Here is a 23,868-nt window from a genome sequence, read left to right as displayed (position 1 = left end):
TCAATCCATCATGGGGCATAAGGCAGGGAACCGGAACAGAGCGAGGCATGGCACAGTTCTTACCCGTCGCGAGTTTTGCGAAGCAGGAGCTTCAGCGATTGCCTTTGCGCTGGCGTCTGGCAAATCACTGGCGTCAAGCAACGAATCGGGACCGGCAAATCTCACGGGGGTTCCGACACTCGATGAGCTGGGAACGGAATGGCTCGATTGCAGCCAATTGGCACATATGCCCTCTCTTCATAATTTTCATGAGATGGCTGCCTGTGCGCCGGATCTGATTGGTGTCAACTTTTTACCAGGGGGGCAGCTCTACAAAGACTCAGGGCCTCGCTGGTTTATCTATAACACTCTGCCGCTATGCCGTATGACCGTCGATGGCACGGCGTATGACAGTATGAGCTGCAGGTGGTTTGCCTATCAGGCAGTGAGGCGCGTTCAAACGTCCGATCTCGAAATTGTGACCACGAATCGTCTTGTGATGGAGGACACGACGATTTTGTGGCGTGTCGAATTCAAGAACACGAGTTCGATGGTCAAAACCGTCCGAGTAAAGATCGACATAGACGGCGTTCGCGGCAACGGCGCAGACCATAATCGGCTGATTGCGCGGTCCCAGGAATTCGCGATGAGCGCGATCTACGAATTTCCGGATCGTCCCATCGAAAAGAATGTAGAGGGCGCGAGCGTGGAATGGGAGTTGAATCTCCCTCCAAAGCAACATAGTGAGATCCGGTTTGTGATGAAGGTGAGTAAAGGCAATGCGTCTCCTTCAGGGGCTGTGTCGCCATCGTGGTTTGAATCAGAATGGGATCGTGCGAAGAAAGTATGGATGGATCGATGGAGCAGCGCTTTTACGCCCGGAAACACGTTTTTCTCCGGTAACGCGCCAACACTGCTCACGCAAGATACAGCGGTCCGCGAGATTTACTACCGAAGCGTGCTGACTCTGATGGTCCTGCTTCGAACCAACCTTTGGAGTGACAGGACCTTTATTACAAGCGGTGAGCGGGCGAAGGGAACGGTGTTCTATTGGGATACTTCCCTGTTCTCGACGCTTTTTGCGATGCTTGAGCCGAAGCAGATGAAAGCGCAAATCAAGCTATTCCTTGAACAGGATCCACATGCGGATGCGGTAATTGTATTCAAAACTACCCGGCCTCCCTCGCCTGAGAGGATCGATACTCCGAAAGGATGGGACCTAAGAGGTTATGCCGCGAATGATCTATCCATCTTCCGCCTGGCCTGGTCCTACTTATCCGTAACGCAGGACAAGGAATTTCTCCACGAGAAAATTGCGGATCAGACGGTCAATGAAAGACTCGAGGTTTTGGCGACAGACTGGAAGAAACTATTGTGGACGCCCTCAGACCGTTTGGCAGACTATGGGGAAGCGCCCAATCTCCTAGAGTGTGTTCCTACCTATATTAACAAGGTGCCGTCATTCAATGCCGCCAATGTGTGGATGATGCGTGAGTATGCTGACATTGTGGATCGGGCCGGGAAGCACGACGAGGCAAATGAGCTTCGTCGCGAGTCCGCGGACATGGCGCAGGCGGTGATGACTCTCTATGAGCCGGGAAAGGGTGTATGGGTCAGTCTGCATCGCGATGGATCTCGAGTAGAGATGAGGCATTGCTATGACTTTGCTACTGTCGGCAGGTTTATGGCTGGAGATCTACCCGTCCCGGTACGTCAGGAGATGGTTGCGTTCGTCGAGCGGGAACTGCTGATGGAGAAGTGGATGCGCGCGCAATCCATGCTGGATGTGGCTGCCGCGAACTCCGATCGGCCGGACCATGGTCCGATGGGAGCCTACGATGCGTGGCCTGCTGTGACCGTCGACGCGATGTGCATTCTCGGATACTGGAAGGATGCTCTTACGTTCCTGCGAAGAACCAGAGTAGCGGTCTATGAGGGAGTTTATGCGCAGGCCCACGAATTCTATGGACCGCGACGGCGTGAGTATGATGCTCCGGTTCGAATCGCGCAACGCGAGGGTTGTATGCGAGAATGCACGGGCGGCGGGGCATTTGCCGAGACCATCATCAACACACTCTTTGGCTACATTCCAAAGCTCGAAAAGAAATTGACGCTCCTCGAACCTTATACCCCCCGAGGGTTTACAGGGGAGCTGCGGCACGTGCGCTTCGGGCGAGAGCAGTTCACCATCCGGTCCGGGGATGCCGGACTGTATCTGAGGTTAGAAGCGAAGGCGTGAATTATTCCGTGAACCGAAGAAGCATCTTTGCAATCTCCGGCATGATGGGGACGTTGCGCAGATCTTGAACAGGTCGATCGAGCCAGGCTTGAAGCCAATTTGAAAGAGAAGATTTGTTATGTCTATTCGCCTTCAAAAAGAAAGTACCGTCATCACCCGGGTTGTAGCTTTTGATATGAGGTATTCGCTGCCGCCCGGTGCAGGGTCGGACGCGGTGCATACCGATCCGGAATACAGTTTGGCAGTGACGCACCTGCGAACCGGCAACGGAATGTCCGCTACCGGGTTCGCTCTTACCCTGGGGCCGGGAAACCGTCTGGTTTGCGACGCCATTGAAATTCTGGCCAAGCCATTGTTGGGGAGAGAGATTGAGGAGTTGATGGCGGAATTTGGCGAAGTATCCCGCCAAATCTCGAATGACTCGGCAATGCGTTGGCTCGGCCCCCACAAAGGTGTAGTTCATTTGGCGCTCGCCTCGATCACGAATGCCTGTTTTGATCTTTGGGCCAAAACCCGCGGCGTCCCGCTCTGGAAACTACTGCTGGATCTCCAACCGGAAGAGCTCGTGGCACTGCTCGATCTGAGCTACCTGGAAGACGCACTTTCAGTGGGAGACGCCATCGACCTGATCCGCTCACAGTGGTCGAGCAGGGCCGAGCGGTTGCCCATTCTGGAAAAGGGATATCCGGGGTACGATACGTCCGTTGGATGGATGGCCTATGAGGATGAGAAGGTGCGTGAGTTGACAAGGCGCGCCATGGACAAGGGCTTTTCTGCGTTCAAGTTGAAGGTCGGATCTTCGGATAGAAACCGCGACTTGAGGCGAGCCCAAATGCTGCGCGAGTGTGCGGGAGACTCCGCTACAATCATGTTCGATGCAAACCAACAGTGGGACCTGCCGACGGCGATGCAGATGTGCCGTAGTTTGGCGCGCCTGTGCCCTCTGTGGTTTGAAGAGCCCACTCATCCCGATGACCTGGCCGCGCACATAGAGCTTGCATCCGTCATTGCTCCGGTTAAAATAGCTGCCGGAGAACACATCCCGAACCGCGTGCTGTTCAAGAATTTTCTTCGCGCAGGAGCAATGCATTTTGTGCAGGCTGATGCTACCCGTCTTGCTGGAATCAGCGAGTTCCTTACTGTGAGTTTATTGGCCCGAAAATCAGAGTTGCCGGTCGTCCCCCACGTCGGCGACATGGGACAAGTGCATCAGCATCTGGTGCTGTTCAATCGTATAGGGCTCGGCCATGAGGTGCAGTTCCTGGAGTACATCCCTCATTTGCGATCACATTTTGTATATCCGGCTGACGTGGAAGGAGGCGTTTACAAAACACCGCAAGAGCCGGGGGTCTCGTCCGACTTATTGAATCTTCCGGCGAGCCACGTATGACACCATCGACGATGGTGGGAGTGGCACTCGTGCTAGCGGCCGGACTCATGTCGGGGAACTGCATGTTGCCTTCTAAATTTCTCAGAGCTTGGCGCTGGGAAAACATGTGGGCAGTATTTAGCCTGGTTTCCCTGGTCGTCCTCCCCTGGGGACTGGCATTTGGCCTGGTACATCATCTTCCGGAAGTCTATCGCTCTCTCCCCGCTTCGCAGTTCGTGGTGCCGCTTGCATTCGGCATGGGGTGGGGAATCGCCCAGATTTTGTTCGGCATTTCTGTTGATCGCCTGGGGCTGAGTCTGGCCTATGCCATCATCATTGGTATGGGAGCGGCCTTGGGTACATTGGTGCCCATGATCGCTGCAAGTGGGAGCAAACTTCACCGAGGTACGATTTTGGCCGTCGCTATGGGCATTCTCCTCATGTCCGTGGGGATTGCTTTCACCGCGTGGGCCGGACGTATTCGAGACAACGTCCATCGCAAGGAAGGTTCAACTCTTAGCGATAAGAGCTACCGAGTCTCAATCATGCTCGCGGTCTTGTGCGGTTTTCTGGCGCCGATGATCAATTACTCTTTTGCATTCGGGCAGCAGATTGCAGGGCGAGCTATGGTCTTAGGAAACTCCGGTCCTATGGCGGCCTACGCGGTGTGGCCGATTGGACTAGCCGGTGGCTTTATTCCCAATGCCGGTTATGCCGTGTATCTGCTGTATCGGCGACGAAGCTTGCCCGCATTCAAGCAGGGATATTCCGACCTTCTTCTTTCCTGTGCGATGGCCGTGTTGTGGATGGGAGCGATCGCGGTTTACGGCATGAGTGCTTCGTTTCTGGGGGCGCTGGGAACTTCAATTGGCTGGGGGCTATTTCAGATCTTCATGATTCTCGCGGCGAACGCCTCGGGGTTGCTGACGGGAGAGTGGAAGCGCGCCTCGGGCCGAGCGCATTTGTGTCTCACAAGCGGGATGCTCCTTTTGATAGCTGCAACCGTGTTTCTGACAGTTGCCAATCGATCGTGATGGGGAGTAGATGGATCATTGCTCGGCACGGATCGAGATCGTGCGGGGCCGATCCGACAGACTCGATCGAATGGATTTGGGCCGGATTTTCTTGGGAGTTTTAAATGCGGCTTGATCGCCGGATATACGGAGATGGAAGATGACAACAAGAAGAAGGTTTTGTCAATTGGCGGCCCAAACTACCGCAGCTACAATGTTGGTCGGCAATGGGAGCGTTGCTACCGCGCAGACTGGGGCGGATCATCTTCTGCGACGCCGAGACCGGCCTCTTTTGGGTCTGCAGCAACAATTCGTGGATTTGCGTTTTGGAATGTTCGTGCACTTCAATATGGCGACATTTCAGGATCGCGAATGGGGTGATCCCACAACGCCGCTCGACCTCTTTCGGCCAACAGCGCTGGATACAGACCAATGGGCCGCCGCGGCGCAATCAGCCAATATGACCTGGGCATGTCTTACGACTCGGCACCATGATGGTTTTTGTCTGTGGCCCACAAAAACGGATGCAGCCAGTGTCAGGAAGATCTCCCGCCCGGTCGACATCGTGCGTTCGTACGTGGATTCGTTTCGCAAGGCTGGTCTGCGGATAGGACTTTACTATTCGATCCTGTCACTTCGCGACGATATTCGCCATTTCAACGTGACCCCAGCTAAGGTAGAGCTCATTAAGAATCAGCTTACGGAGCTATTTACCGGCTATGGAGAGATTGACATTCTTATTACGGATGGTTGGAACGCGCCGTGGAGCCGCATTACATATGAAGAAGTTCCATTCCAGGAGATATATGACCACATCAAGAGCCTGCAACCCAACTGCCTGATCTGCGATCTCAATGCGAGTCAGTATCCCCATGATGGGCTCTACTATTCCGACGTAAAGGCGTTTGAGCAAAATGCCGGGCAGAAGGTTCCACAGACCAGCGAGGTGCCCGCTCTTTCCTGTGTGACCCTCACAGAGGGGTGGTTCTGGAAGCAAAAGGACGTGAATGGACCTCTCAAGCCGGTGAAGACGGTCGTCGAAGAGTGGCTCAAGCCGTTGAATCAAAGATACTGTAACCTGATTCTGAATGCTCCTCCTACCCGTGAAGGTCGACTTGCACCGAATGTTGTGAGCCGCCTGAGAGAGATTGGAGAGGCCTGGATAAATCCTGGGCCTATGGCAAAGGTCAGAGAACATATCGGGATTACGACGAAGAATCTAGCGACAGGGAAGCCGATTCACGCCAGCTCCTCCCCCGATGGGGTGGGGCCGGATGAAGCCAATGATGGTAACTTCCGATCAAGTTGGTATCTGGATGAAGGACACGCCTCGGGCTGGCTGGAAGTGGATTTGAGCAAGCACGAGAGCTTCAACGTTGTTTCGCTGGTAGAGCCCGTAGGCGAGTGGGATGATTATCCGCAGAGCCGGATCCGGAGCTATCGATTTCAGTGCTGGGATGGGGTGAGCTGGATTACGCTGATAAGCGGTGCAATCCCCGCGCACACAACAATCCATCGCATTCCGCGCGTCTCATCCCAGAGAGTCCGGCTCCTGTTAGAAAGCAGCACGGAGATGCCTCATATCACCGAGATCGGCGTATATGACGAACCCGATTAAGTGAAGATCGCTCCATATCCGAGAGCGCACGAGAGTGCCGAAAGGCGTATGGCGAGCTGCTCGCAAGCTGGGTATCGCATGCGCGAGATCATTCAACCTGCATTGTGGTCGCCCTGGCTATACAGGTGACCCTTTCAAAAAGCGAAATCGTACCAGCCTGGAGTCATCATGCTAAGACGCAGATTTCTGAAGACTTCTGTTGCAGCATCAGCTGCGATTTTGACAGACAGAGCAACTTTTGCCGCTGTGCCCTGGAAACACCGGCACAACTACAAATTTGACGGAACCATCACGCGGGAGGTGCTCGATAACTACCTGTCACGCTCAATCTGCATGGAAGGGCTGCTCAACGGCAGAGGTGATCTCGACGATAACATTCGCATGCTTACTCATATTGGCGCAAAGTACATTGCGCGAAGCATCTGCCTCTGGGGCGGCGAAGCAAATCTGCTCGAAAACTTCGAGCGGGCCAGGCAACAGCTCCCGCAGGTTCGATCGGCTGATCCTGAGATGGTGCTCGAAGCCTGCATCTTCGAAATTGTTACTCCGGAGGTCGAGCAGGTCCCGGTGCCAGGTTGGGCGTTTACTGCACTTGGACTTCCGGTAGAGAAGCGAAATTTCCGTTATGACGCGATTCTGTACCCGCTGGCGCAGCGCACGCGCTCATGGGGGAGGCACGGCAGCATTCCCGACGTGAGCCAGACGGAGACTCAGCTCTGGTTCTATTTTCTTGCGGCATCCTACATCGACCTTGGTTTCGAGGGTATTCACTGGGGGCAGGTCGAGATCATGGATTATAACGATCCTCATCTGGACCACTACGCCCGTGTCTTCGCACTGGCGCGAGCCTACGCTAAAAAGCATGCACGTCGCGGCATGGTACTTTGCAATGCGCATGTCCCCAGCGGCGGACTGGTGCGCGACGGAGAACTGCTTCTCGACTTCCATGCATTTCCACTGAGGGTCAAAGAAGTCACGCAACATCCTCGACAAGCTATTCTGCAGGTAGGCTACCGCAACGGCATCTTCTTGCGCAGCAAGGGGGGCAGGACATACAGCGGATGGAAGTGCGAACACCTTCCTTACTTTGCAGAACTCGATAACTACGGTGTAAGCAAATATCCGGGCGAGGCTGGCCAGGGAGAGGATTGGGTTTGGGGATACGACGAAATCAGTTGGTTTGCTGCCCAGAGCAAAGAGTATCGGGAAAAGTGGCTTAGGTACGCTTGGAACTGGATCAGGAAAACCGATCCAAACGGCTACCTGGAAATGCCTGGGAGCCGGACGGAGACTTCTCCGCTCAACCACCATCGCTGGTACTACGCCAACGCGCCCAGCGCCGCTTCACCTGATGGTTTGGACGATGAGGTGGCAATTTGTTCTATCTGGAGAAGTGACCGGAACTGAACCAGGAGTGAAATGAGAGCGCGGCGGTTCGTGGCTGCAACACATGCGCTTCGATGATCTGGCATTTCTCATCGAGGTCTCCGCTCTCCCTGCTATTGGCAATGGCATCAACTTTGAGACCACAGCCTGCATACTTTCGCATCACACCAACCAGAGCAGCTGCCGTCCCGGCCACAAAAGGCTCTACTGAGCGCCTTTGCGCTGGCCAGCTCAAACGGCTCTTCCGCATCGCAAATCCTAGTGTGGTGAGTCTGAAGTTTGTCGCATCACTCAAGGTCCAAACCGCAGGTTCTTCGACTGCGCAAGCCGCAAAAACGCGGCTTGCTGCGCTCAGGATGACACCTTTATTTGTGTTGCGGATAGGAGTTTCACCGTCAAACGTTGGTGTATAAATCTGTGAAAAACCTTGATATGATTCGGACCATTTCTTATCCACCCTGAGCTTCAGCGATCCGGTATAGCCCTTTTTGCGTCTCATTCGGGTTCTGCATAATAGGTCAACTTTCTAGACTTATAATGTGGCCGGGCTCGTTCAGAGGCAAGGTCTCTTTTCAACCCCATTCATGGGGTTGGAATGGCATAGCGCCTCATTGTGACGCAACGACCTTTGGGATGGCACTGTAATGGCTGCTTCTTTGATAGTGGAATCAGCGACATACCAGTACCGATGAAACACTTCAACCCCACCGTCAACCCCTTCAATGGGGTTGACGATTACGATGCGATTGCTGTCATCCAGCGACCTTTGGGAATAAACACCAAAGAGCTGACGCCCGAAAATGCTCCAACGACCTTTGGGTTCTCCAACCCCAAATCAACCCCAAATACCATTACCCTGTACCTATTTTCAATAACTTAGCACTCTTTGAAACTAACACCTATGCTGTTTAACTAGTTGAAAATACGATTGTTACGTCACTCGTAAACCAAAGGTCGCGGGTTCAGATCCTGTCAAGACATCGAGCTGCTGGATAAAGAACAAGGTCATTCAGAGTAATGCGCAGCGGTGTGTAATGCTGAACAAAGCCGTCTCTGGCGACCATTTAGAATCAATAGCTTACATAAATTGAGGGTGCCTTACCAAATAGCAATTTACAATTTCTCAAGCCACGTGAGCGCCGGGCAATTTACCTTTCGATTGTGCTGGATGGTGCGAGCGGTCAGTTCCTTTACCACAGCAGCATGAGCCGGCTCATGATAGAGATTGTGGATCTGGAGTAGGTCATTCTTCCTGTCGAACAAAACTGAATCCCCATCGCGGGCGAGTCCGAGCTCCCAGCTTTCTGTAAAAATGCCGGACTGTGAGAAATCGTCTTTATGAATGAACGCCACGTCTTCCCAATTGCCGGCATCGCCATGTAACAGGGCAGAAGCATCTCTTCCCTGTTCACGTCCTGAAGTTGTCAGGCTGAGAAGGCCAGCCAGCGTCGGCAGTAAATCTACATTCGCGACGCATTGATTCACGTTTGTTCCTGGCGCAATGCGGCCAGGCCAGCACATCATCATGCCTACATGGTGAGCAGGCTCGTACAAATTGTTCTTGTAATAAATCCCATGCTCGCCCATGTAATCTCCGTGGTCAGAACAGAAAATGATCATCGTGTTCTGCAAAAGGCCACGGTCGCTGAGTGTTTTCAGTACCCGGCCTACGTTGTCGTCGATACACTTCACTTCGCCAAGGTACTGCGTTTTACGCTTGCGGAAAATCTCTTCCCGCCTCGGATCATCGGGGCAGGTCACACCCTCGCTTGGCAAGTCTTCTTTCTTTTGCTTTTCTGCGGCCCACGCGGGCAGGTTTTTCTGATGAAACGTCACAGGCAGCTTCATATCCTTAGGCGCGAACATGGAGGCATACGGATCTTCAACCGAATAAGGCTGGTGAGGATCAGGGAATGAAAGTACATAGAAGAAGGACTTCTGCCGGGGACGCTCGATGAACTCAATCGCCTTGTCGGCAAGCCAGTTTGTGAAATACTCGCCGGGTTTTGCCACGTCGTATTCTTCGTCAGGGCGACCGTCAGGCCGCGGCGAAATATAAGGCTGGCTCCCGAACATGGCCACGGAACGATTGTCCGGCCACTCCGTGGGCCGCTCGATAATACGCTTCCAGTGCCCCTGGTTATACATCCACTGGTGATCCTGAAAGCCGAAGGACCGCGAGTCAGGTATCCAGTCAGGCCATGTCGGGTCGTTCTTGCCGTCGAGGTGCCACTTGCCCGCGTAGCCTGTTTCATACCCGGCGTTTTCGAAGAGATGGCCCAGCGTGAACTCGTCTGGATTCAGGGGTAGTCCATTGTGATAGGCTCCGTGCGCGTGAGGAAACCGCCCAGTCATATAGCAACCGCGCGAAGGCGTGCATACGGCACTTGTCACGAAGAAGTTGCGAAACGTCGCGCCACGTCTGCCTATTGAATCGATATTGGGAGTACCCGGTAACTGGCCACCATATTGACCAAGTGTCCAGAAGCTCTGCTGATCGGTAATGATAAATAGAACATTAGGCTGTTTCCGTGTTCCTCCAGGGAAGTCCCGTCCAAAGGCAGCCTCCGACAATACCGCGGCCCCGACAGTACCCATAAATGCGCGACGTGAGATGTTCATTCCATTACCCTTCTTCAGTGATTCGCCTTCAGTTTGAGCGCTTCCAGCCACGGACTATCTGGGGTCATCATCGGCTGCGTTTCCAAATGCAGGCCATTATGCGCAGGAATGCTGTATTTCGAAAAATAGCTATTCAACCGCTCCGTCATCTGCCGAATCACCTTTCCGTATCGCGGCTCTTCATACAGGTTCGTAGTCTCGCGGGGATCCGCCTTCAGGTCATATAGCTCGTTGGGAAAATTTACGCCCCGATACGGATAGCGAAGAATCAGCTTGTACCCGTCATTTTTAATCATGCGGGCATTTCCATATTCACAAATGACATCATCTCTCCACTCGCTTTGAGATTTGCCGCGCAAGTATGGAAGATAGGAGCATCCCGGAGAATTGATCCGATGCGCGTCCTGTTCATCAGGCAAAGCCCCTGCCGCATCCAGCAAAGTAACAAATAGATCGCAATGATTCACCGGAATATCCGACGCGAGCCCGGAAACAACTCCGCCTCCGGGCCATGCAATCGCGCACGGAGTGCGAATGGATTCTTCGAAAAAATTCTGCGGAATTGTGCCGTTCCCTTTCTCCCACATTCCATGATGGCCACCATTCAACCCGTGATCGCTGGTATAGACCACGATAGTGTTTTCCATTTGACCTAGAGATTCAAGTGCCTCCAGTACCCGTCCCACTTCGCGGTCAATCGTAGACGCCGCTGCATAATATTCCTGCCTGCGACGATCTTCTTTCTCCGGGTCATCGTAAACAGGGCACAGTGGGATACCGTGGACTTTGGAAAATTTTTCGCGTGGAATGTCGCGGAAAGTCGCATCCCTGTACTCAGCGACCATATCGTCCGGCATCAACGTATGAGGCGAGTGCGTATCTGTATATCCAACAACAAGAAAGAAGGGTTCATGTGCCATCTTATCGTCGTCATAGTGGCTCTTCAAAAACTGAATCGCCCGTTCTGTAAAAAACGGCGATTGCAATCCATCCGCTGTTATATGTTTGCCGTTGTCTGAAAAATTCTGCCGGCCTGCGTGAGGATATTGATTCACCCAGAAACTGAACCACGTATCAAATCCCGGATGCGGAATTCTCTCCTCACCGCAATGCCATTTACCAACAAGCCCGGTATGATAGCCCGCACTTTTCAATAGCTCGGAGATGAGCGTCTGCCCCTTCAGCCACGGATAGGCATAAGCCTGCCTGGTTTCCTCGATCCAGTCGTGAATGCCATGCTGGGACGGCATACGCCCTGTAAAAAAACTTGCCCGGGCTGGAGAACAGACCGGACAAGTTGTATATGCATTCGTCATGAGAACCCCATGACGGGCTATGCGTTCCATATTGGGGGTTTTGACTTCAGAGTTGCCATACGACTGCTGTAGCCACTGGCCATGATCATCCGTTAAGAACACGAGGATATTCGGTCTCGTAGGTGTATCGAGGGCCTTGGCTGCGGCCCCTGCCTGTGTGCTTGCTGGCCCTAGAACGTACGTAGTCGTGAGAGCGCCAAACGCTTTTAGAAAATCGCGTCTATCTGAACTCAAAATAAACTCTCCCCTGAGTGCTCCCTAGAATACGAACTTTCCAGAGATCTGAAGCTGTCGCGACATGCGTTGAAATGTAATCGGAGAGCCGGCCGAAGTAATCGTGCCAGCTGCCAGAGAGCCAATCGACGCATTTGGATTATTGAACTGCGGCGTATTTGAAACATTGAACGCGTCGATTCGCAACTTGAGGCTGCGCGTGTCCGAGGAATTCATCGCAAAGGACTTTGAGAGGCTTACATCGGACATCTTGGTGGATGGACCTTGAAGAATATACCTGCCAGCGTTTCCGAACTGATATTGGGATGGAATGGTAAACGCCGAAGTATTAAACCAGTCATGTATGGAGCGCTGACCGGATGGAAGCTCTCCAGAACCGATGCGATTCGGACGCTGCGAGCCGCTGCCATTCAGAGTGTTGATGGACGAGGTTGGTGTAAATGGAAGTCCCGAGTAGAAATTCGTTATCGTGGACAATTGCCATCCACCAAGAAAAGCATCTGCAACACGAGGCAGCCTGGATCCAAACAGTTGGCCGTGTCCAATCGGCAACACGTAAATGCCCGAAAGGGTAAACCGGTTAGGAAGATTAGAGCTATCGTTCGCATAGTCCGCATGAAGGTTGTTGACATTCTGAGGCGTACCGACGAAGTCTCCATAATCCAGGAAGTGGGACCAGGTGTAGGCTGCAACAAACTGAAGATTCTTTTCCAGACGTTTCTCTGCAGTCATTTGAAGCGAGTTGTAATTCGACGAGTTAGACCCGGCAACTTCACTGATGTCCCCATAAAGTGGGAACGGACGGCGCGATGCAACACTTCCCGGGCCAGGAGTCGGCTGGTTGATGTTGGGTTCCATAAGAAGCGATCTGCCGAGCGTTCCTACATAGTTCAGCGAGAAGAGAATATGGCTGGGAAGATCCTGCTCTACCCCAACGTTATACTGGCTGCCCGATGGAATCTTAAGGTGTTGATCTATAGAGAACAAAGACGCTCCCAGTGTCGGAAAGTTATTGCCAACCGGACGCGTAAAGCCGGTCGAAGCTACATAGGCGCCTTGAAAGTTCGTCGCAGAGTTCGAGATCGAAATGGACCCGTCGAAAGGTGGGTTTGCATTTCCAACATCTTCACCTACGTCCGGCGAATAAAACAGTCCGTAGGCGCCACGAACAATGGTGCTCTGGCTCACGGCATAGGCAAAGCCGACGCGAGGTCCGAAGTTTGTATACCTCGGCTGCACGCCACTGCGCCACGGAACCTGGGGCGTGTTGACGTTATAGACTGCGCCCAGACTGGGAACAAAGTAAGACATCCGGTTCTGAACTTCATTCCACGGAAATTGCGGATACGCCTCCCAGCGCAGACCCAGATTCAAGGTAAGCTTCGCGGTAAGTCTCCAGGTATCCTGCGCATAGGCACTGATGTCGGAGCGCCGCTTTCCAATCGTTCCCGGAACATACGAGATGCCTGCGCTCGCTGGCGCGCCCAGCAACAGGTCGGCAAGGCTGTTTCCTGTCGTTCCACTTACGGCTGGATCCGTGGTGTAGATAGGACCAAATCCCATTGAGCCATGAAGATTGGAGCTTTGAAAGATATTTTCTTGACGGCGGAGGAACTCACCACCAAACTTGAATGTGTGGTTGTTGTGTGACCATGTCACGGCATCATTGATCTGCCAGTTGTTATTTGCGATGAGGGCATAGTAGAACCCACTATCGCCGAGAGTTGCATATCCGGACAAAGTGACCGCAGTAAGTCCAGTCGTTCGGGGATCTCCGGGCTGATTGACACCAGGAATGCCCACCTGCTCGGCAGTATTCAGACCGTAGTCTCCGTTGTAAGCTACCGTATCAAGGCGCGAAAAACCGGCACGAAGCTCGTTAATGACATGCGGTGTCATCGTTCGCGTATAGCCACTCGCCAGTTGCCACAGGGGGTACGTCGCATTGGTGCCCTGCTGATTTCCCAATGCCGGTGCAGGCAGGCTTCCAGGAGTGTAGATGCTGCTGTTCTGATGCGAAATCCGAATAAATGCCAGATCGGAAGGCGTGATGTTTTCGTCTACCTTAAGGTCGAAATAATCTCTGCGATCTGTCGAGGCAGGCGTGTACACATAGTTGTTCACAAGGCCGGAGAGGTTGGGCGAGGGAAAAAGCTTGAGGAGATTGAGCCCGGTCTGGTTAAACCGTGAGGGATTGATCTGGTTGCCAGCAAACTGCGTCCTGCTCGTAACGCCTCCCACGGTAGTGGTCGTCAAAGGATCATAAATTTTATAGGGGTATGCGGAGAAATCGCCCGTCTGGTACGCGGGCATGGGCACCGTTGAAAGATACGTCAGCGCCTGGCTCTTGCGGGTCCCTTCCCAGGAGAAAAAGAAGAAGGTCTTATCCCGGCCGCTGTTGAAATGAGGAAAGACAACCGGGCCGCCGAGAGTTACACCATAGCTGTTGTAGTGAAATGGCTTGATCGGCCCCGCGGGATCAAAGTAATTCTTAGCATCTAGATACTTCGCATTTCGCAGAAATTCAAAAGCACTTCCGTGGAGCTTGTTGCCGCCACTTTTATAAACAACCTCAATGGCTGCGCCGCCATGCCCGAATTCCGGCGCAGGGACGCTGGTCTGCACGCGAAATTCCTGAATCGCTTCGACAGGAGGGTATAGAAGAATTCCCTGTCCATTATGGTTCTCCGTGTCATCAAGGCCATCAACACGATAGTTATTCGAGCGAAATCCAATACCGTTCACCGTATTCGCTACAGTTCCTCGGGTCGCCGTGATAGGCAGAGAACCGGTTAGCTGCGTATTTCCAGGCACGGTTCCAGCCGTCAGCGAGATCAACTGATTGAAGTTCCGGGTATTGAGCGGAAGGTCTTCAACCGTCTTCTCATCCTTGATCGTGTTCAACGTAGACGATTCCGGATCGACTAAGGGGGCCGACGCCTCTACCGTTACTGTCTCTGTTGCCAAACCCAGTTCAAGCTCGAATTGGACAATCTGGGTCTGGCCTACGGTCAGGGTCACCGTTGAGGTAGCGTTTTTGAAGCCGGCCGCCCCTACTTCCACTGTGTACTGTCCAGGGCGAAGAAGCGGCGATGAATAAGATTGGTGCGAGCCAGCAGACGCCGTGACAGCAATGCCCGTCGAATTGCTCGTGATCATCACATGCGCGTTCGGAATGAACGCACCCGACTGGTCATTCACATTGCAGATGATCGTGCCGTCATCCGTTGTCTGTGCAAACAGCTCACGGCCACCGGAGACAGTTACGGCTAACAGCATCGCAACGATGACAGAAATCAGATTTTTCCGCGTCTTCATAATCAGCCCCAATCTCACTTTCGTGATCGAAAGAATATTGAATCATCCAAATCGAAATTATCTAAACATTCCAATTGTTTCTTTTTGATTTTCGCTAGACGCATAGTTATCTTCCTCGACCGCACAGTCAAGGCTTGCTCCGTCAATGACTGTTACGAGCTGCAGCGTCGAAATAAGTTGTTTTATTTCATATAGATATGGATGCAATCGTAACGTTTGCAGACGTACGTTATGCGGTGCTACGCTATCTACTATGCAGCAATCTGGCCCCAACGAGCTACCAAAGGTGGTGCCGGATCGTACGCTTGCGCATCTTGAAGAGGTTCTCAAAAGCCCTGCTTTTTCTTCCAGCAAACGCTGCCAGGAGTTCCTGCGCTACATCGTTGTCGAGACCATAAACGGTCGCGCCGAAGCGATTAAGGAACGCAATATCGCGCTGGATGTCTTTGGAAAAGGAAGGGACTTCGAACCCGGCGAAGACTCGCTCGTGCGAGTCAAGGCGCGTGAAGTCAGAAAGCGTCTATCGGATTATTACGAATCGATAGAGAACTCCGATCTAAGAATCGATCTCCCGATCGGAGGGTATGTTCCGCTCATTCACTCTACGACGAAACCAATTTCGCAGCCCAGCCCGATCCAATCGGAGCTTCGCACGCCGCAAGTCCTGGAACCACCCCGCCTCAGTCGAAGAAAATTCGGCTGGATGCTCGTCAGTGCGCTGGGCCTGACGGGAGCCGCAGCCGTGACACCATTTGTTCTGCGTAGCAGAGAACCGCTGGAACGTCTCTGGCGGCCCGTTTTTGACTCCAAACTCCCGCTTCTCGTCTTTATTCCGGTTCCGCCCGAACGTAACACCAGTCAGATATCTGATCGCGTTGGCATTGGCCCCGCGGCGGTTTTACGCTATGCCGCTGACTTTCTCACCAGGCATCATTACCCTTACAATCTTCGTTTCGGAGCGGATCCCCCTTTTGCGCAGATGCGGGAGCAACCCAGTCTATTGCTTGGTGGATCCTCTTCAATCTGGTCTCAGCGAGTAACCAGCAATCTTCGTTACACAATCAGTCCGCCGGACTCGTCAGGGGGCAGTTACATCCGTGACACAAAAACAGGCAAGATCTGGCAATCCATGAATCCCACGCCTAATGGATATGCCGATCAGGACTACGGCCTGCTCTGCCGGATTTTCGATTCAGAAAGCGGACAGATCATTCTTATCGCGGCTGGTCTCACCACCTTCGCAACCGAAGGAGCCGGCTCCATCCTGTTCGATCCCGCTTTATTCGCCGCGATACTGCGCAACGCCCCCACAGACTGGGAAACCAAAAACTTTCAGGCTGTCATTCATGTATCTATTATCGGAACTACCCCGTCATCTCCAACAATCGTAGCAAGCTATTTCTGGTAGAAAATTCCCGGGCTGACGACCCCCGATGAACAAGGAACAGGTTGCCACTTTGATGGTGTGTCTTGAAGCGTTGAACCAGTACGGGACTGATTCGATATCTCCTCTGATCGTTATTCCATTCAATCAGATAGGAATTGGATGGCACAATAAGTAACTCTTGAACGAAATTCGTGTTTAAGGTGTCAAGAGGCTTCTATGAACCGTTACCACGCTCTTGTTCTGGCAGTTGCGTTGGCCTTGCCATGTGCTAAGGCGCAGCAACCTCGCGGCATCACCGACGCAATCAATAATCTTGCTGATCAACCCGCCACACGCATTGAGTTCTCATACGACGGTTCGCAGCTTCGATCTGCAGAAGACAGTTACCTCTATGGTGGAAATCCGCACCATGCTGTCGCTTTGTACGGTATTACCGTGGACACATCCCATTTTTCACGACCCGTTTTCTATACACCTGAGGTGATGTCGCAGATTATCAATATTTATCACGCGGCCGGATGGCAACATCTGGTGAACGCCAATCTAACTCCGGCGCAAGGAACCAGTCCTGCCGCTCCTGTTACCGACATGTGGCTGCACTTCAATGGTGCGGAAATTGATGATGTCACAGTGTTGGTGCGTGGAGAGCGCGAGATGAATCTAATTCAGATTTCGTGCATGTTGAGGCCGCTAGACTTGCTGCATTTGGGCGGTCACTTTGGCATTCCGCGCGTAGATCCGAACGCCGTGATGGTTCCCGCACCGAACGGAAAATAAGCGCTTTCATGCGATTAAAGAGATACTAAACGCATTCGCCGGAATGCGCAGCGCTGGATTTTTGTGCTGATAACTCAGCGGTACTGCTCGACGCGCTCCAGCAGGGCAATTTTGTGCTCCGGGGGCAGGAAGCTCGCCTCGACCGAGTTCGCAGCGAGCTCGCGCATCTGTTCGAGCGTGAACTCGAATTGCTCCTGCACCAGGACGTACTCTTCGAGCAGGTTGCTGCCGAACATCGGCGGGTCGTCGGAGTTGATCGTCACCATCAGGCCTGATTCGAAGTAGCGCCTGACTGGATGCTCGTTAAGCGAGGCGCAGCAACCGGTGCGCACGTTGCTGGTGACGTTGATCTCAAGCGGGATCTGTTTTTGTGCGAGCACGTCGAGCAGTTCGGGATCGTGTTGCGCGCTCAGGGCGTGGCCCAGCCGCTCCGCGCCAATGTTGATGGCCGACCAGATGCTCGCGGGGCCGACGGATTCGCCCGCGTGGGCCGTGAGCCGCAGCCCGGCTTTGGCCGCTTCGCGGTAGAGGTCGCGGAACAGTTCTGCGCCGCCGCGCGCCTCGTCGCCGCCGATGCCGATGCCAACGATGCTGGGGTACTCGTGGCGCAGCTCGGCGGCCTTGCGAAAGACTTTCGCTGCTTCGTCCGCACCGAAGTGACGCACAGCATCGATCAGCCAGAAGATTGTGGTGCCGAAGTCCCGCTCCGCGCGAATGCGGCCGCGCTCGATTGCCTCGACGTAAGGTTCAACATCCGTCTTCTTCCAGTAGTAGATGATGCCGAATGAGATATAGACCTCGGCGTGGACGACGCCCTGCGCAGCGAGGTCGCGGACCATGTTATAGGTAATCAGCTCGTAGTCGTCGGGGCCGCGCAAGCGCTCGGTCACGGCCTTGAACGAGTTCAGGAAGCCGAGAAAGTTTTCATACTGGTAAAGCCTGCGCGCACTTGCGGCTGTCAAAGGTACAGCATCGTGTCGACGGCTTAGCTCCAGCAGGGTCTCAGGCAGGATGGTGCCTTCCAGGTGCAGATGCAGCTCGCACTTGGGGAGGTTGCGGAGCCATTCGACGACATCGATCTCAGCTTCACGCTTCGTCAGCCTTTGCGCCATCTACTTAGTGTAGCTGTAGAAAGAGCTCAGCCGCGCGCAATCCGTCTGCCGGAACAAACCTCAATCTCCGATCCTTCCGCCAGCAGCACACTCTCAGGTTGGCGTTTGGTGAGCGGGATAAACGCATTGCCATAGAGCCAGCCGAAGTCAACGTCGATTGAGTGCTCGAGGATTGGGTAGGTCTTCCAGCGAGGATGCCGCACTTCGTATTCGGAGGTCCCCCTGCGCCGGTTTGTGTAGCCCCAGTAATGATCGGTAAAGAACTCTTCGGCGCTCTCAGGCTCGATCGCGTTTGCCTGGGGAGATGCTGTAACTTGCATCGTGTTATGCAAACCCTGATAACTCCAACCGTATCGAACCGACTGCCGTTCCCCGGTATGAATCGATTGGTGTGACATTGACGCTGTCGAGTAGTTTTCGCCGTACAACGAGCGGGCTACGAAGGCCAACGCGAGCCGTGGAACGAACTCACGGATGAACACTACACCGCGCCTCCGCTCGCCCGTTGCTGTCGTGTGCACTACATAGAACCGCAGATTCACTTCCTCAAATGTGCGATGGAACGGAACCGGGATTGATTTGAGCCGGGTGTTCTGGAACAGGAAGCCAACAAGACTCACGTAGCAGCGGTCTTTGTAGAGGTCGAACTCTGTCCCTGAGGGAAGGTACGGCTTCAGCATGTTCTCGGAGACTGCGTAGTTCGCCATGATCAGCTTGCGCCACTCTGCCATGAGGAATGTTTTTGACATGGCTATGCCTAGTCGGTGTAGAATTCGCTGCGCTTGCGGCTGTAGAGCACGTAGACGAACAGTCCGATGACGAGCCACACGAAGAAGCGCAGCCACGTCAGTACCGGCAGTCCGGCCATCAGCAGGATGCAGAAGACGATGCTCAGTATCGGGAAGAGTGGACCGAAGGGGACACGGAAGCCGCGTCGCCGCTCCGGCTGTTTTTTGCGCAGCACGATTACTCCCGCAGAGACGAGCACGAATGCGAACAGAGTGCCGATATTCGAGAGCTCGGCCAGCGTGCCAACGTCGAACAGACCGGCAGGAATTGCAACCAGCACTCCGGCAAACCAGGTAGCGAATGCAGGAGTGCGAAAGCGTGGATGCAAGCGCGAGAAGGTGTCGGGCAGTAGGCGGTCGCGGCTCATCGCAAACCAGATGCGCGCTTGTCCAAGCTGGAAGACGAGGATGGAGCTGATCATGCCGATGATCGCGCCGAGCAGCACGATCAGCCGTGTCCAATGCAACAGTGTGTTGGGCGAGGCCAGCGTGAGGCGACGAAGCGCGTTGACGACGGGGGCCGCATCGCCGATGACCGAGCGCCACGGTACCAGGCCTGTCAGCACAAGCGAAACGGCAATGTAGAGCGTAGTGCAGATGACGAGGGTGGCGATGATTCCGATCGGCACGTCGCGCTGCGCGTTACGGCACTCTTCAGATGCTGTCGAAACCGAATCGAAACCGATGTAAGTGAAGAAGATGATCGAGCCGCCCGCCAACATGCCGGACCAGCCGTTCGGCGAGAAGGGATGGTAGTACGACGGGTGAATGAAGTGGAGGCCGACGCCGATGAAGACCAGAATAGCCGCCAGCTTAATCAGCACCATGATGTTGTTCGTGCGAGCCGACTCACGGATGCCACGCACCAGAACGACCGTGAGCAGGATGACGATGAGGAAGGCGGGGATGTTGAAGCCGAAGTGCCAGCCAGGCGCGTAGATGGTGTTGCCGGCGAGGTCAGTCAGACCCTGCGGCAGATAAGCGGGCGAGAGCCATTTGGGGCTCATCGGCACGCCGAGCCAGTCCAGCAGGTCCACGAAGTGCGCAGCAAAGCCCACGCTAACGCTCATGTTGGAGAAGGCGTATTCGAGGATCAGGTCCCAGCCAATGATCCACGCGATCAACTCGCCAAGCGTGGCGTAGGTGTAGGTGTAGGCCGAGCCAGCAATCGGAATCATGCTGGCCAGTTCCGCGTAGCACAGGCCTGTGAAGCAGCACACGACAGCCACTAGCAGCAGCGAGAGCGCCAGAGCGGGTCCCGCGCCGGGGCGTCCGGCGATGTGGCCGTGATGCAGGATGAGGTCGATGACCGGGGACGCGCGCCAGTCAGCAAGCGCGGCGGGGTTTCCGCCGATGGCGGTGCCAATCACGGTGAAGATGCCGGAGCCGATGACCGCGCCAATACCGAGCGCCGTCAGCGACACAGGGCCAAGTGTCTTTTTAAGTGCGTTTTCGGGCTGCTCCGACTCAGAGATCAGCTTGTCGATCGACTTGGTGCGAAATATCTGTCTGGCCAGAGCGCTCGCTCCTGCTCGAAGAAATGGTGCGGAGGCGTTCTAACTATACATTGCGATAGCGTTGTAGAGCATCAGCCCCAGCACGAAGCAGGCCCCATGCCTGGGGCCTGCTTCGCTATCCGTACGCGGCCTTAGCGCTTCGACTGGCCGCGTGCCAACTTGCGGACCTTCGCCTTGCTGGAGCCGCGTGGAGTGGTGCGCTTACCCTTGGGAGCGGCCTTTTTGCGCGCCGCGCGCTTGACCTTCTTGCGTTCTGTCTTGTCTGTAATGCTCTTGGTGTTTGCCATTCAATGAATCTTTCTATTTGCAGAATTTTGGGAACTCTAAAGGCGCTCTAACTGGGCGAACTTCTCCACCAGCTTCTTCACGCCGTGCTGTTGAAATTGTACTGTAATCTTCGCGTCGTCCCCATCTCCTTCGCGCCGGAAGACGATTCCCTCGCCGTATTTTGGATGCCGCACGCGCATGCCCTGCTTAAGACCTGTCTTGCCAGTTGGCTCTGCCACCTCGATAGCGGGGCGAGTAATTTTCTGTCCGCGCGCGGCAAAGAAGCTTGCGATGTTATCCATTGAGCGGTTCGCACTGGTCTTTCCAGTGGATGAAGAACGCGATGCGCGCTCACCGCTCTGATCTTCATCCTCATAGTTATAATGGCGCTCACCTTCGTCGAAGTTTTTGCTGCCGAAGCGATTCGCCTTCGGGTAAGGCGTCGCATAAGCTCCGCGATAGCCCGAGTCGTAGTCGGAGGTAGAGAACTGCGGCCTCGCCGCCGGGCTGCCTAGGTCTTCCATCAGGCGCGACGGAACCTCTTCGAGGAAGCGCGAAGGCACGCTCGACTCGGGCATGTCGTTTCCGTAGCGGCGGCGGTAGCGGGCGCGCGTCATCACGAGCGTGTCCATCGCGCGCGTCATACCGACGTAGCAGAGGCGGCGCTCCTCTTCGAGGCCCGTTGGATCAACCATCGTGCGCGAGCTGGGGAACAGGCCCTCCTCCATGCCGGTCATGAAGACGAGCGGGAACTCTAGGCCCTTGGCGGCGTGTAGTGTCATCAGCGTCACGCGCGCCTCTTCGCTGTAGCTGTCCGCGTCACTGATAAGCGCGGCGTGATCGAGGAACTCATGCAGTGTCTCGCCTCGTTCCTGCGCGTCGCTGGCAGCGTTGGCGAGTTCCTTCAGGTTCTCGATGCGTGAGAAGGCTTCGGGCGTGGCTTCTTCTTCTAGAGCGCGGATGTAGCCGCTGCGGTCGTTCAGAAACTTGATGAGCTCAGGCAGAGTCGCCGGATCTCCTGGATTGCGAAACGCGGGTCTATCTTCTGATGTGCTTACTTCAGAGGGAGTGCTCGTCTCTTCATCGCGCCTACTAACAATTGAAGGGAACTTTTTGTCATGCTTCGTTTTCGACGCGACGGAAGCAAACGGATTGAAGCTTGCTGAGTCAATGCCCTGAGATGAATCGGAGTTGGCAGCATTTTCAGGCGCAATCGTGGACATCTCTTCTGTAGGCCCGAAGTCAAAGCCGAAGTTGAAGCTAGTGTCGAACGATGTGTCGGCACCAGTGTCTTCTGTTGCCGCTGCGATTGCCAGCTCACCATCTGATGCAGCACCGAACCCGAACGATACATCTTCGCTCTGCTCTGCGACTCCTTCGGGCAGGGATGCGTCACCCGCAACATCAGCGCTTAGCTTTTCAGCGAAGTCTGGCTCAAGCATCGCGCGGGCGTCTTCAATCAGGCGACGAAAGTTTCCCAGCGCAGTGAGTGCGCGTGGCGGCAGAAGCTTGTCTTTGATGGCCGCGCCGATCGCGTCCCACGTGCTCATGCCCGACGACAGCGCCATGCGCTCCAGCGTTTCCAGCGTCGTTTTACCGATTCCACGTACCGGAGAATTGATAACGCGCCCGAGTGCAATCGAGTCATGCGGATTCAGCGCCAGTTTCATATAGCTGAGCAGGTCTTTTACTTCTGCGCGATCGTAGAAGCTAAAGCCGCCGACCATGTGGTACTGGATGTTGTAGCGCCGCAGCGCTTCTTCCACCAGTCGCGACTGCGAGTTGGTGCGGTAGAGAACCGCGCACCGCGGCAACCCTTCCTGACCATCTGCTTCACGCAAATATTTTCGAATGTGGTCGGCAACGAAAAGTGCTTCATTCTCGCCGTCAGGTGCTTCATAGTACCCAATCAGGCTGCCACCTTCGCGCGCCGTCCAAAGCGTCTTGCCCTTGCGTTGCGTGTTCTGTGCAACAACTGCTGAGGCGCCTTCAAGGATCACTTGGGTCGAGCGGTAGTTCTGTTCGAGCCTGATGGTCCGCACGTTGGGAAAGTCCTTCTCGAACTCGAGGATGTTCTTGATATCCGCGCCGCGCCAGCTGTAGATGGACTGGTCTTCATCGCCGACGACGCAGACGTTCTTCTCGGGCCCAGCGAGCAGCGTCATCAGCTCGTACTGTGGGTGGTTCGTGTCCTGATACTCGTCAATCAGCAGATAGCGGTAACGCCGGTTGTACCGCTCACGCACTTCGGCGGAGGACTTGAGCAGTCGAACGGTCTCCAGTAGCAGGTCGTCGAAGTCGAGCGCGTTCGCCTTGAGCAACTCCTTCTTGTAGATCTCGAAGACGTGCGCGATCTTCTCTTCCATCGGGTTCGCGCTGGCAAGGAAGTATTGCTGTGGATCGATCATGTGGTTCTTCGCCCAGGAGATTCGTCCCAGCACCACGCGCGGCTTCAGTGTTTTGTCATCGATGCTCAGCCGCTTCAGCGCTGTCTTCACGACGGCCTGCTGATCGGTCTCGTCGTAGATTGCGAATGCGCGTGTCAGTCCCTTGCCATTGATCTGCAACGCTTCAATGTCGCGTCGCAACACGCGTACGCAGAAGCTGTGAAACGTCGCCAGTGTTGGCTTGGCCAATGAATTGTGATTCAGTATCTTCTCGACGCGCTCGGCCATTTCCTTTGCAGCCTTGTTGGTAAAGGTTACGGCGAGAATTGAGTCTGGCAATACTCCGCGCTCTTCGATCAGGTACGCGATTCGATGCGTAATCACACGCGTTTTACCGCTGCCCGCTCCTGCAAGAAGAAGCACTGGTCCATCCACCGCCTGAATGCCTTCCTGCTGTTGCGGGTTCATGTTTTGCAAAAGACGATTCAAAGCGAAGCGCTCCTACTTGAATTTTATCGCCTAGGGCTGTGGGGTTTTTT

At 54.5% G+C, this 23,868-nt stretch carries 16 protein-coding genes; 7 read left to right on the top strand and 9 right to left on the bottom strand.

Going from position 1 to position 23,868, the window contains the following annotated elements; translation table 11 throughout:
* The first annotated feature begins 10 nt into the window (after positions 1–10).
* From IEX36_RS09100 to IEX36_RS09080, 5 genes are all read left to right on the top strand, one after another.
* The gene (locus tag IEX36_RS09100; protein ID WP_188759024.1) at positions 11–2,218 is read left to right on the top strand and encodes a hypothetical protein; all 2,208 of its coding nucleotides are present in this window, start codon (positions 11–13) and stop codon (positions 2,216–2,218) included.
* Positions 2,219–2,336: 118 nt separating this feature from the next.
* Positions 2,337–3,608, top strand: coding sequence for an enolase C-terminal domain-like protein (locus IEX36_RS09095; protein WP_188759023.1), 1,272 nt, complete (start codon positions 2,337–2,339; stop codon positions 3,606–3,608).
* Positions 3,605–4,621 (top strand): L-rhamnose/proton symporter RhaT, encoded by a 1,017-nt coding sequence (locus IEX36_RS09090; RefSeq protein ID WP_188759022.1) that lies wholly within the window; start codon positions 3,605–3,607, stop codon positions 4,619–4,621. The genes IEX36_RS09095 and IEX36_RS09090 overlap by 4 nt, the downstream gene beginning before the upstream one ends.
* A gap of 139 nt (positions 4,622–4,760) precedes the next feature.
* Positions 4,761–6,218, top strand: coding sequence for an alpha-L-fucosidase (locus IEX36_RS09085; protein ID WP_188759021.1), 1,458 nt, complete (start codon positions 4,761–4,763; stop codon positions 6,216–6,218).
* A gap of 168 nt (positions 6,219–6,386) precedes the next feature.
* A complete protein-coding gene (locus IEX36_RS09080; protein WP_188759020.1) occupies positions 6,387–7,625 on the top strand; it encodes a hypothetical protein in 1,239 nt (412 codons plus the stop codon).
* On the opposite strand, the gene IEX36_RS17715 is transcribed toward IEX36_RS09080, so the two are convergent.
* The 4 genes from IEX36_RS17715 to IEX36_RS09060 all read right to left on the bottom strand — a co-directional run bounded on the left by IEX36_RS17715 (position 7,600) and on the right by IEX36_RS09060 (position 15,094).
* Positions 7,600–8,061, bottom strand: a complete 462-nt coding sequence (locus IEX36_RS17715; RefSeq protein ID WP_373283033.1) for a hypothetical protein — start codon at positions 8,059–8,061, stop codon at positions 7,600–7,602. The two genes, IEX36_RS09080 and IEX36_RS17715, sit on opposite strands and share 26 nt — an antisense overlap.
* A gap of 656 nt (positions 8,062–8,717) precedes the next feature.
* A complete protein-coding gene (locus IEX36_RS09070) occupies positions 8,718–10,277 on the bottom strand; it encodes a sulfatase family protein (RefSeq protein WP_229668828.1) in 1,560 nt (519 codons plus the stop codon).
* Positions 10,241–11,644: a sulfatase-like hydrolase/transferase gene (locus IEX36_RS09065; RefSeq protein WP_229668827.1), complete on the bottom strand. Its 1,404-nt coding sequence runs from the start codon at positions 11,642–11,644 to the stop codon at positions 10,241–10,243. The genes IEX36_RS09070 and IEX36_RS09065 overlap by 37 nt, the downstream gene beginning before the upstream one ends.
* 156 nt (positions 11,645–11,800) lie before the next feature.
* Positions 11,801–15,094, bottom strand: a complete 3,294-nt coding sequence (locus IEX36_RS09060; RefSeq protein ID WP_188759017.1) for a TonB-dependent receptor domain-containing protein — start codon at positions 15,092–15,094, stop codon at positions 11,801–11,803.
* A 286-nt stretch (positions 15,095–15,380) separates the two neighbouring features.
* Here IEX36_RS09060 and IEX36_RS09055 point away from each other — a divergent pair, with 286 nt between their 5' ends.
* Together IEX36_RS09055 and IEX36_RS09050 are read left to right on the top strand one after the other, a co-directional pair.
* Positions 15,381–16,502, top strand: coding sequence for a hypothetical protein (locus tag IEX36_RS09055; RefSeq protein ID WP_229668826.1), 1,122 nt, complete (start codon positions 15,381–15,383; stop codon positions 16,500–16,502).
* A gap of 195 nt (positions 16,503–16,697) precedes the next feature.
* On the top strand, positions 16,698–17,258 hold the full coding sequence (locus IEX36_RS09050) for a hypothetical protein (protein WP_188759015.1): 561 nt from the start codon (positions 16,698–16,700) through the stop codon (positions 17,256–17,258).
* A gap of 74 nt (positions 17,259–17,332) precedes the next feature.
* Here the strand turns inward: IEX36_RS09050 and add are convergent, their stop codons facing one another.
* The 5 genes from add to IEX36_RS09025 form a co-directional block, all read right to left on the bottom strand.
* Positions 17,333–18,370 carry an adenosine deaminase gene (gene add / locus IEX36_RS09045; RefSeq protein WP_188759014.1) on the bottom strand — a complete coding sequence of 346 codons (1,038 nt, stop codon included), beginning with the start codon at positions 18,368–18,370 and terminating at the stop codon, positions 17,333–17,335.
* A gap of 26 nt (positions 18,371–18,396) precedes the next feature.
* On the bottom strand, positions 18,397–19,119 hold the full coding sequence (locus IEX36_RS09040) for a YqjF family protein (protein ID WP_188759013.1): 723 nt from the start codon (positions 19,117–19,119) through the stop codon (positions 18,397–18,399).
* An 8-nt stretch (positions 19,120–19,127) separates the two neighbouring features.
* Positions 19,128–20,663, bottom strand: a complete 1,536-nt coding sequence (locus IEX36_RS09035) for an amino acid permease (RefSeq protein ID WP_373283043.1) — start codon at positions 20,661–20,663, stop codon at positions 19,128–19,130.
* Between the two features lie 143 nt (positions 20,664–20,806).
* Positions 20,807–20,962, bottom strand: a complete 156-nt coding sequence (locus tag IEX36_RS09030; RefSeq protein WP_188759012.1) for a hypothetical protein — start codon at positions 20,960–20,962, stop codon at positions 20,807–20,809.
* Between the two features lie 36 nt (positions 20,963–20,998).
* The gene (locus tag IEX36_RS09025) at positions 20,999–23,797 is read right to left on the bottom strand and encodes an ATP-dependent helicase (protein ID WP_188759913.1); all 2,799 of its coding nucleotides are present in this window, start codon (positions 23,795–23,797) and stop codon (positions 20,999–21,001) included.
* Positions 23,798–23,868: the final 71 nt, after the last annotated feature.

This window comes from Edaphobacter acidisoli, assembly GCF_014642855.1.
Classification (GTDB): domain Bacteria; phylum Acidobacteriota; class Terriglobia; order Terriglobales; family Acidobacteriaceae; genus Edaphobacter; species Edaphobacter acidisoli.
This window is presented reverse-complemented; position numbering and strand designations above follow the sequence as displayed.